This is a genomic window from Halomonas campaniensis (genome assembly GCF_002211105.1).
Lineage (GTDB): Bacteria > Pseudomonadota > Gammaproteobacteria > Pseudomonadales > Halomonadaceae > Vreelandella > Vreelandella campaniensis_A.
Map to the genome: position 1 here is coordinate 34,696 of NZ_JPUA01000019.1, position 9,785 is coordinate 44,480.

General features: G+C 57.3%; 11 protein-coding genes. 8 read left to right on the forward strand and 3 right to left on the reverse strand.

Features of this window, described 5'->3' with window-relative positions; genetic code table 11:
- Window positions 1–2 precede the first annotated feature (2 nt).
- Window positions 3–1,805, reverse strand: coding sequence for an ABC transporter ATP-binding protein (locus JI62_RS06860; RefSeq protein WP_088699448.1), 1,803 nt, complete (start codon window positions 1,803–1,805; stop codon window positions 3–5).
- Window positions 1,806–2,039: 234 nt separating this feature from the next.
- Here JI62_RS06860 and JI62_RS06865 point away from each other — a divergent pair, with 234 nt between their 5' ends.
- The gene (locus JI62_RS06865) at window positions 2,040–2,678 is read left to right on the forward strand and encodes a TetR/AcrR family transcriptional regulator (protein WP_088699449.1); all 639 of its coding nucleotides are present in this window, start codon (window positions 2,040–2,042) and stop codon (window positions 2,676–2,678) included.
- A 108-nt stretch (window positions 2,679–2,786) separates the two neighbouring features.
- Here JI62_RS06865 and JI62_RS06870 read toward each other — a convergent pair whose 3' ends face one another.
- Entirely contained in the window at window positions 2,787–3,251 is a 465-nt protein-coding gene (locus JI62_RS06870) for an RES family NAD+ phosphorylase (protein WP_088699450.1), read from the reverse strand.
- Window positions 3,248–3,697, reverse strand: coding sequence for a type II RES/Xre toxin-antitoxin system antitoxin (gene parS, locus JI62_RS06875; RefSeq protein ID WP_088699451.1), 450 nt, complete (start codon window positions 3,695–3,697; stop codon window positions 3,248–3,250). The genes JI62_RS06870 and parS overlap by 4 nt, the downstream gene beginning before the upstream one ends.
- Window positions 3,698–3,887: 190 nt before the next feature.
- On the opposite strand from parS, the gene JI62_RS06880 reads away from it, so the two are divergent.
- The 7 genes from JI62_RS06880 to JI62_RS22860 all read left to right on the forward strand — a co-directional run.
- The gene (locus tag JI62_RS06880) at window positions 3,888–5,249 is read left to right on the forward strand and encodes a diguanylate cyclase (protein WP_088699452.1); all 1,362 of its coding nucleotides are present in this window, start codon (window positions 3,888–3,890) and stop codon (window positions 5,247–5,249) included.
- 230 nt (window positions 5,250–5,479) lie between these two features.
- Window positions 5,480–6,364 (forward strand): urease accessory protein UreD, encoded by an 885-nt coding sequence (locus tag JI62_RS06885; protein ID WP_088699453.1) that lies wholly within the window; start codon window positions 5,480–5,482, stop codon window positions 6,362–6,364.
- 37 nt (window positions 6,365–6,401) lie between these two features.
- Window positions 6,402–6,704 (forward strand): urease subunit gamma, encoded by a 303-nt coding sequence (locus JI62_RS06890; RefSeq protein WP_088699454.1) that lies wholly within the window; start codon window positions 6,402–6,404, stop codon window positions 6,702–6,704.
- A gap of 24 nt (window positions 6,705–6,728) precedes the next feature.
- Window positions 6,729–7,049, forward strand: coding sequence for an urease subunit beta (locus tag JI62_RS06895; protein WP_022521354.1), 321 nt, complete (start codon window positions 6,729–6,731; stop codon window positions 7,047–7,049).
- The gene (gene ureC / locus JI62_RS06900) at window positions 7,046–8,761 is read left to right on the forward strand and encodes an urease subunit alpha (protein WP_088699455.1); all 1,716 of its coding nucleotides are present in this window, start codon (window positions 7,046–7,048) and stop codon (window positions 8,759–8,761) included. The genes JI62_RS06895 and ureC overlap by 4 nt, the downstream gene beginning before the upstream one ends.
- Window positions 8,762–8,917: 156 nt before the next feature.
- Window positions 8,918–9,490 (forward strand): urease accessory protein UreE, encoded by a 573-nt coding sequence (locus JI62_RS06905; protein ID WP_088699456.1) that lies wholly within the window; start codon window positions 8,918–8,920, stop codon window positions 9,488–9,490.
- Window positions 9,480–9,785 (forward strand): urease accessory protein UreF (locus tag JI62_RS22860; protein ID WP_276206555.1); only part of this gene is annotated, 306 nt, incomplete at its 3' end. The genes JI62_RS06905 and JI62_RS22860, both read left to right, overlap by 11 nt.

Below are 9,785 nucleotides of genomic sequence, written 5' to 3' on the forward strand. Positions count from 1 at the left end.
GTTCAGCACGCTGCCACCTTCGATTGCAGTGAATTTGTCATCTCTTCCAGTGCCCAAAGACGAGCATAAAGCCCCTTGCGGGCTAGCAGTTGGTCGTGATCGCCTTGCTCTGCGACCTTGCCGCCATCGAGTACCAGAATGTGGTCGGCGTGCATGATCGAATTGAGGTGATGCGAAATAATCACCAGCGTGCGTCCCTGGGTTAAACGCGAAAGTGCCTGCTGAATGGCCAGCTCGTTGCTGGCGTCAACCGCTGCTGTCGCCTCGTCCAGAACCAATAAAGGCGGATCAAGTAACATGGCGCGGGCGATGCTGATACGCTGCTGCTCGCCACCGGAGAGCTGAATATCCTCGCCAACCATCGAGCGATAGCCGTGAGGGAGCGCTGCAATACGTTCGTGGATATTCGCCGCGCGCGCGGCATCCTCGATCTCCTGCTGGCTGGCCGAAGGGCGGCCCAGCGCAATGTTGTCACCAATGCTGGCATGGATCAGGCGCACGTCCTGGAGAACAAAACCCATCCGCTGGTAGAGCGTCGACATCTCCATATGGCGCAGATCCACCCCGCCTAACGTAATGCGCCCATGGGTGGGGTCAAAAAAGCGCAGCATCAGGCGTGCCAGGGTGGATTTGCCCGCCCCTGAGGGGCCAACAACCGCCGTCACGCTGCCGGGGGGGAGCGTAAAGTGAAGGTTAGATAGCCCGTTTTGCGCGTTGTCATAGACGTAACTGACGTTTTCAAAGCGAACTTCATGGTCGTCTGGGAGCTGGCGCTCGTCAGCGGGGATCGATGGCAGCACCGGCGTTTCAAGCAGCGCCATGACGCGCTGGGCGGCGCCCACGGCACTGCCTAAGTCGTGCAGTAAGGTATGCAGCAGCAGTAACGGGGCGCAGATGCCTGGGGCGACCAGAATGAAGGGCACCAGGTCGACCGGCTCTGACCAGCCGATGGCGACTGAAAAAATGCCAAACGTGAGTGTCAGGCCCAATACCGTTACGGCTGTCACCATCGCATGGACATGCGCCATAGACGCGACCAGAGGGCGGGTAAATTGCTCAAAGGCTTGGGCAAAACTATCCACGGCTGCTTGATAGCCACGATAGGCTTTGCCGGTCGTACCGAAGGCCTTGACGACGGGAATGCCGCAGACAAATTCATTAATGGCGTTATTCATGCGCTCCAGCTGGGCAATAAACTCCCCCATATTGGTTTTGCTGGCTTGCATCAGCCGGCGCAGGAAAAGAAAGAAACCGGGCAGGGGTAGCAACGTCACCAGAGCGATCTTCCAATCCAGCGCGACCAGATAGAGCACCGAGATCAGTAAGGCGCCCAGCACGCGTCCTACCGCCGTGTAGAAGTGCGCGGTCAGGCTGTGCAGCGTCGCAATGTCGTCCTGCATCGCCTGTTTTACGTCGCCGGAGGCGCGGCTGGTAAACCAGCCAAGCGGTGCTTGGGACAAACGCCGCATCACAGCCAAGCGTAGCTGGTAGGTGAGTTGGTTATCCGCCAAGTGCGTGACCAGCTCGCCCAGGAACATACACCCCATGCCGACAAAGAGGCTCGCGACGCTGGCGGCTACCACCCAGCCGATTTCACGCATGCTGGCGGTTGATAACTCCCCGGTGGTGCCTGGGTCAGAGACAAGAATCTTGGCGATATGCGCCATACCGGCAAGCGGCACCATCGTTAATATCGTGCCGATGCCCGCTAGCATTGCTGCGGCAATAAGCCGTGTGCGTATAGGGGCCAACACTTGGCTGATAGTGCTCTTGCCTTGGGGTATCGATGTGTCGTGCGTGCTCATGAAACGTTAGTACTCGGCCATAGGGGGTGATCGAGCCTGCGTGCTTGCGGCAGCATCTAATGGAAGAGTCTGCGTAGCAGCGAGCTTTAACGAGAATTAGTCGCGTTTAAGTAGGCTAATAGATAATTAGTTTCATGGCAATAAACTAATTAGTATAATTGCATGTCAATCGACTAATTGACCCTACGGTGAGTGAATGGCTAGATAAGGGGCGCTAGCGATCAAGGACGCAATATGACAACGCAACAGCCAGTTAAAACACGGGGGCGGCCGCCTACCATCACGCTTGAGCGTATTGCGAATGCGGGTATCGAAATCGGCCTACCCAACATCACCTTTGTCGGGGTGGCCAGCGCGCTAGGCATCAGCCATATGGCGCTTTATAAGCATGTGCCCAATTTAAAGGCGCTGAAATGCTTAGTGGCCGAAGAGATATTTCAACGTTGGAAAATTCCACGAGCTTCCAATGATGCGCCCGGGGAATTGAAAGAGTATCTATTCACTTTTGCCGCCTCGATACGCGAGTTTGTCAAAGCTCACCCAGGATTAACGCCCTATGTGATTCGTCGCTTGGCTGCTACTCAGCCCATGATTGAAAAAATTCGTGCACATCAAAACCATATTGCGGAGGTGTATGATATCTCCCAGGAGCAGGCTCGCTGGCTTTTGGCGACGATAGCTTTTCAATGCTTTTCCGTCGCCGATACGATTTATTCGGTAGTGGGGAAAGAGCCTGTCGAGGAGGCTAACCGCGGCCTGGAGGAGGTCGAAATGGAGGCGGAATTAGATGAAGGTATGCGAGCGCTTATTACTGGTGCGCTAGTAATACTGACCGAGAACTCACTTGGGGAAGCTCGCTATTCTCCCCCTTAGGGTCGGGAAAGGCTGTTTTCAGATAGGCGGAGTAACCAAGCGGAGTAGCGTCTGGCGGGCTCATGTAACGTTTGAAAGGTGATGTCAAAAACGTTATCCACACCCGGTTCAAAGTCTTGGATCGGGTTGGAAGGGCAGTGCCTCGGCCGCTGCGACGATTTGATCGAATAAGGGGTGTGCCGGGTTGAGCATGTAATTGGGCTCTCTCGGCACGACCACGCTTGGCACTGCCAGTGCCAGACTCTGGTTGGAGGCTAGCCAGCCATCACCCAGTTCGGCGGTCTCTGCGGGCGCGGGTGCTTCCCGCCAGTTTGCAGGTAAATCTTCGGCGCCAACGCTGAGAATGCTTTCGGCGGGTAGCGTCAGGCGCAGCAGCGCATAGGCATTAAGCAGCCGATAGCTTTCCAGATGCACCATAATTTCCAGCAGCGCCAGCGACTCAGCGCTTGCCACATACACGCAGGCGTTGCCTGGACTGCTCCAGCGCCCACCGTAAAGTCGTGCGCCTTCGCTATCAAACGCTGTCTCCTGAAACTTGCGCTTCACCAGCCGGTAAGCGGTGACCTCGCTCATACCGAGACACCATGCTCAAGCCGCCCGATCAAGTTAAGCACCGTTTGATACTCCGCCGAGGTTGCGCTCATTTCCACGGGACGGCGCCCGCCTAGCCCGGCATTAGGCTTGAGCAGCCAAGCGCGGGCGCCATCGGCGTCGCCTTCAAACAGATCCAGCGCCGCTTTAAAGAGCTCAGCAAAGCGATACAGCCGGTCGCTTTCCGCCATCTTGAAACGGCCCGATTTGGCGCGACGGCTCAACGTGGCAGGGGGAATGTCCACATAGCTCGCCAGTACTTTCTGCTCAATACCTGACACTTTGGCAAGCTGAGGGTAAACCCGGTACTCCACGCCTTCATGCAATAACTCATGCAGCTTTCGGCCACGGGCAGGCAGGCCAATTTGTTGCCAGAAACCGAACGCCAAGGCTTTGGGTGGTTGGTACTGAGTGAAATGGACATCCATGGCGTTATCCTCATTTGATACTTTAAAGATCTATCAATTGATATACATGATGCATTTGCCGCCGTCAAGTGATGCACATAGGAGAGAAGATATCTGGTGGGCTAATCGCTAAAACCCTGTTCTGTGTTCGGTTGCAGGCGATTTTTTGCCTGTAACATTGATTGCTTTAGCAATAAGAAGCAGGTGGGGTATGCGCTATAAAGATAAATATCAGCTCGCCGCCGAGTGGCAGACGCTTCTGGAGCGTACGCCTAAGCCGTTGCGGCAAGCCGTCGAGACCCTGGTGGAGAGCCACGGTGATTACTTTGCTGACCACTTTTATCGGGTGATGCTGGAAGACCCGCACGCCTCGCTGTTTCTCTCCAATGATCAAGTAGAGCAGCGTTTAAACCCTTCAATGCGGCGCTGGCTGAAGGCCATGTTTGCCGTCGATCACGCCGATTTTGAGTCCCTGGTTGAGCAGCAGGAGAAAGTGGGGCAGGTGCATGCACGTATCGATATACCGGTTAACCTGGTGCTTAACGGGGCGCGGCAGCTTAAACAGGCGTTTTATCAGCAGATCAATGCCACCTTCAAAAGCCCGCTATCGCCGGGGAATGCTTCGGTGTATGTCTCCGACCATATCGATATGGCCATGGAAATTATGAGCCATGCCTACTCGGTGGCCAGTGACCGTAATGCGCGCACCGAAGAGGCGTATAAGCTGTTTTCTCTTACTCAAAGCATCGGTGACGAGCGTGAACGTCAGCGTTCGGCGCTGCTGCACTGGGAAAATATGCTGATGTTTGCCGTTGCCGCCCAGCAGGATTTGACCACACTGCCGCGGTTATCCAATTCCGATTTTGGTCTATGGTACTTCCATAAAGCGTGCCATGCGTTTGAGGGTGCGCCGGAAATTGCCACTATCTCTCGCCATATTCAGCAAGTGGATCGTGAGTGGCTGGAAGTCCTGCTCCATGAAGACCCTAGCCAACGGCTCCAGGCGCTGAGTGAGATTCGTGACGCCGCTCGTATGGTGTTGATGCTGCTCGACGATGTGCTGGAACGTGCCTCCGGTTTAGATGCTGGACGCGACAGCTTAACCCGGCTGCTCAACCGCAAGTTTTTGTCGGTGGTGCTTAGCCGCGAGATTGAGATCGCCCGCCACTCGGAGCACTGCTTTGCGCTGTTAATGGTCGATATCGACCACTTTAAGTCGATTAATGACACCCATGGGCACGACGCAGGCGACAGCGTGCTGCAGCAGGTGGCGAGTATTCTGGATCGTTCCACCCGTGGTGGTGATTACGTTTTCCGCATGGGCGGCGAAGAGTTTTTGATTGTGCTGGTCAATACTGACCACGATGGCAGCCGGTTATTTGCTGAGCGTTTACGTCAGTCGGTGGCAAAAGAGCCAATGCTCGCTGGCGCCGATACGCTGCTAAACGTAACGATCAGCGTGGGAGTCACACTCCATGACGGCCACCCCGACTATCACCGCTCCTTACAGCGGGCCGACCAGGCGCTTTATCAAGCAAAGCGCAGCGGGCGGGATCGGGTAGTGGTGCAATGATGTTGCTGGAGGTATGCAGCGAACATTAATGCGCTTTTCTGGTGCGTATCGTATTTATCTGTTCTTTTTTGGTGCGTTATGTGCGCGCTAAGTACGCGTTAGGCGCGCGTTATGTGACCTATTACGACGATCCAAGCCCTCCCGCGGCCGCAAAATAGGTTTTTCACCATTTTGGCGCATTAATTGCAGTGGTTAGTGAAAAGCTCACTGTAAGGAAGCGATAGCCACCCATGATTCTGAGCGATATCGCCACCCCCCCCGTTGCCTCTGGCCACCGCTTCGATGCAGGCCGCCATTGGGCGGCTTCGTTAGCGCTCAACTTTGCTCATCGCGATGGCGCCACGCGCATGGTGCAGGCTCGCCATCAGGGGCCACTGCGGGTGCAGCGCCCTTTCTACCCGGAAGGGCGCGGTGAGGCTTGCCATGTCTATGTGCTACACCCGCCGGGCGGGTTAGTCAGCGGCGATGCGCTCACCATTAGCGCCCACGTTGAGCGCGGCGCTCATGCACTGCTGACGACCCCAGCCGCCAATAAGCTCTATAAAGCCGACAGCCAGGGCGTGGCGTGGACGCAGCACACCCGGTTGAGCGTTGAAGATGACGCGACACTTGAATGGCTGCCCCAGGAGACCATCGCCTTTGATGGTTCCAAGGGTGAGCAGCGCACCCAAATTGATCTTCACGGCAGCGCCCGCTGCCTGGGCTGGGAAGTGATGGCGCTGGGGCGCCCGGCCAGCGATTTACCCTATGTTTCAGGGCGTATTGAGCAGCACTTCCGCCTGACCCTGGATGGCAAGCCGCTGTGGTTAGAGCGCCAACCGCTTGATCCGCTCCACCCACGCTTCGTGGGGCGCTGGGGGCAGGGCGGTGCAACGGTGCAGGCCACGCTCTGGGCGGTGGGCATTGCTGACGCGCCTGCGGCCATTGACGCCCTGCGTGAAGCGCTGCCGGATAACCCGCGCTGGGCAGTCACCGCCCGCCACGGTGTTCTGTTGCTGCGCTACTTAGGCAACTCGCGCAACGAAGCCTGGGCGTTGTGTGAACAAGCCTGGCAACTGCTGCGCCCCCGGTGGATTGAGCGTGAAGCGCATACACCACGAATTTGGCTAACTTAATTCGTATCACTGTGATGCATTGCTGGAGACATATTCCATGGAATTAACCCCAAGAGACAAAGACAAGCTGCTGCTGTTCTCGGCCGCCCAACTGGCGGAGCGCCGCAAGGCGCGTGGTTTAAAACTTAATTACCCGGAAGCGGTGGCGCTAATCAGCTTTGAGATTATGGAAGGTGCCCGGGATGGCCGCAGCGTAGCCGATTTGATGAGCTATGGCCGCGAGATCCTCAGCCGTGAAGACGTGATGGAAGGTGTCGCCGAAATGGTCGACGAAGTGCAGGTGGAAGCCACCTTCCCGGATGGCACCAAGCTGGTCACTGTCCATACGCCTATTGTGTGAGGGGCGATTGAAAGGAGCAAGTAGATGATTCCCGGTGAGTACAAGTTAAAAGAGGGTGATATCGAGCTGTGCGCGGGGCGTGAGCGGATTAGCGTGGAAGTGGCCAATACCGGCGACCGTCCGATCCAGATTGGCTCCCACTACCACTTTGCCGAAGCCAACCCGGCGCTGGTGTTTGATCGCGACAAAACCCGAGGCTTTCGCCTGGACGTGGCCGCAGGCACGGCGATTCGCTTTGAGCCCGGCCAGACCCGTGAAGTCACGCTGATTCCCTATGTCGGCAAGCGCGAAATTTACGGTTTCCGCGGCGATGTGATGGGCGCGCTGGATGGAGGTAAACAATGAAACTGACCAATAAGATCAGTCGGCAAGCCTACGCCGATATGTACGGTCCCACGGTAGGCGACCGCGTGCGCCTGGGCGATACCGAGCTGTGGATCGAAGTCGAAAAAGACGCCACCCACTACGGCGATGAAGTGAAATTCGGCGGCGGCAAAGTCATCCGCGACGGCATGGGCCAGAGCCAACGCGCCGATGGCACGGTGATGGATACGGTGATCACCAATGCGCTGATTTTAGATTGGTGGGGTATCGTTAAAGCCGATGTGGGGATTCAAAACGGCCGCATCGCCGCGATTGGCAAAGCAGGCAACCCGGATACCCAACCTGACGTTGAGATCGTGATTGGCCCCGGCACCGAAATCATCTCCGGCGAAGGCAAGATCCTGACCGCGGGCGGTATCGATTCCCATATTCACTTTATCTGCCCCCAGCAGGTGGAAGAAGCGCTGATGAGCGGCGTCACCACCATGCTTGGCGGCGGTACCGGCCCGGCGACGGGTTCCAACGCCACCACCTGCACACCCGGCCCCTGGCATATTGGTAAAATGCTCCAGGCGGTCGACGATATGCCCATGAACATCGGCTTTCTGGGCAAAGGCAATGCCAGCCTGCCTGAGTCCCTGGAGCTCCAGCTCCAAGCGGGCGCCATGGGCCTCAAACTGCACGAAGATTGGGGCACCACGCCTGCCTCGATCAATAACTGCCTTAACGTGGCCGATGCCTACGATGTGCAGGTGGCGATCCACACCGATACCCTAAACGAATCGGGCTTTGTGGAAGACACCCTGGCCGCGTTCAAAGAGCGCTGCATTCACACCTATCACACCGAAGGCGCGGGTGGCGGCCACGCGCCGGATATACTCACCGCCTGTTCGAAAGCCTACGTGTTGCCGTCATCCACCAACCCAACACGGCCCTACACGGTCAACACCATCGACGAACACCTCGATATGCTGATGGTGTGCCACCATCTCGACCCCAATATCCCTGAAGACGTGGCCTTCGCCGACTCACGCATTCGCCGGGAAACCATCGCCGCCGAGGATATCCTCCACGATCTGGGCGTGATCTCGATGATCGCCTCTGACTCCCAAGCCATGGGACGGGTGGGCGAAGTGGTCTGCCGCACCTGGCAAACCGCCCATAAAATGAAGGTGCAGCGCGGCCTGCTGCCGGAGGACGAAGCCCTGGGCGCCGATAATTTCCGCGCCAAGCGCTATATCGCCAAGTACACCATTAACCCGGCGATTACCCACGGGATCGCTCACGAAGTAGGTTCCATCGAAGTCGGTAAGCTGGCGGATCTGGTGCTGTGGAAACCGGCCTTCTTTGGCGTTAAGCCAGCGATGATGATCAAAGGCGGCATGATTGCGGCGGCGCCCATGGGCGACCCCAGTGCTTCGATTCCCACGCCGCAGCCGGTGCATTACCGCTATATGTTTGGTGCCTTTGGCCGTGCGGCCAGCCAAACCCGACTCAGCTTTGTCAGCCAGGCTGCGCTGGACGCCGGTATTAAAGAGACCCTGGGACTAAATAGCGAGCTCGCCGCGTGCAAAAACGTGCGCCAGGTGCGCAAGCAGGATATGAAGCTAAACGATGCCTGCCCAGAACTCACCGTCGACCCGCAAACCTACGAAGTGCGCTGCGATGGCGAAATTTTAACCTGCGAACCCGCCACCGAACTGCCGCTGGCCCAGCGTTATCATTTGTTTTAATTGAGGCTATTTCATTTAGGTAGAGGTGACGGGGGTAGGTCGTAGAGAGGGTCTTTTGCCATGGATGGCAAAAGTAGCGTACAGGGAGGTATTCACAGCGCCCTCTCGTAGGCCTACCCCTGGCACAGCCTCCTAGCTAGCGAAAGGACGGTAGAGATGCTGAAACTAATAGAACGCTTAGGGCCGATAGAGGAAAGCGCGGCGAGCGATACACTCACGTTGCCCTTTGAGCTACGCATTCGTGGGCGCTTAAAAGCGCAAAGCGATAGCGGCCGCGAGCTGGGGCTATTTCTGGATCGCGGCCCGGTGCTGCGCAGCGGCGAAGGTTTAAAAGCTGAGAGAGGCGAAGTCGTGCGTGTCTGCGCCGCCGTAGAACCGGTGGTGACCGCGAGAGTGAGTACTGGCTTACCGCTGGCGCGGTTGGCTTACCATCTGGGCAATCGCCACGTTCAACTGGCACTGGGTGAAGACGAAAAAGGCGCTTGGGTGCGCTTCCCACCGGATCACGTGCTAGAAGAACTCGCCGTGCTACTGGGCGCTGAAATGGAACACCATGAGAATACCTTTGACCCGGAACCGGGCGCCTATAATCAGATAGGCGGTGGTGGTCATTCACACGGTCATTCGCATGGACATTCCCACGGGCACGGCCACGGCCACGACCACGACCACGATCACGATCACTCCCATGACCATTCGCACGACCATGAGCATCACCATGCCCACTGAACTCGCCGCGTTAGAAAGCCAAAGCGACGAGCTAGCGCTGTTGGGGCTGATGCAGTTGGTCAGCCCAGCGCTGCCGATTGGCGCCTTTGCCTTCTCACAAGGGTTGGAAAGCGCCTTTGAGCTGGACTGGGTGCGCGACGAAGCCAGCCTTGCCGACTGGCTAAGCGGCGTATTGGAAGATGGCTTAACCCGCTGCGAACTGCCAGTGCTGGCGCGGTTGCATGAAGCGTTGGGTCAGGCAGACAGTCAATCAATCGCCGCTTGGGATGAGTGGCTCGCCGCCACTCGGGGAACC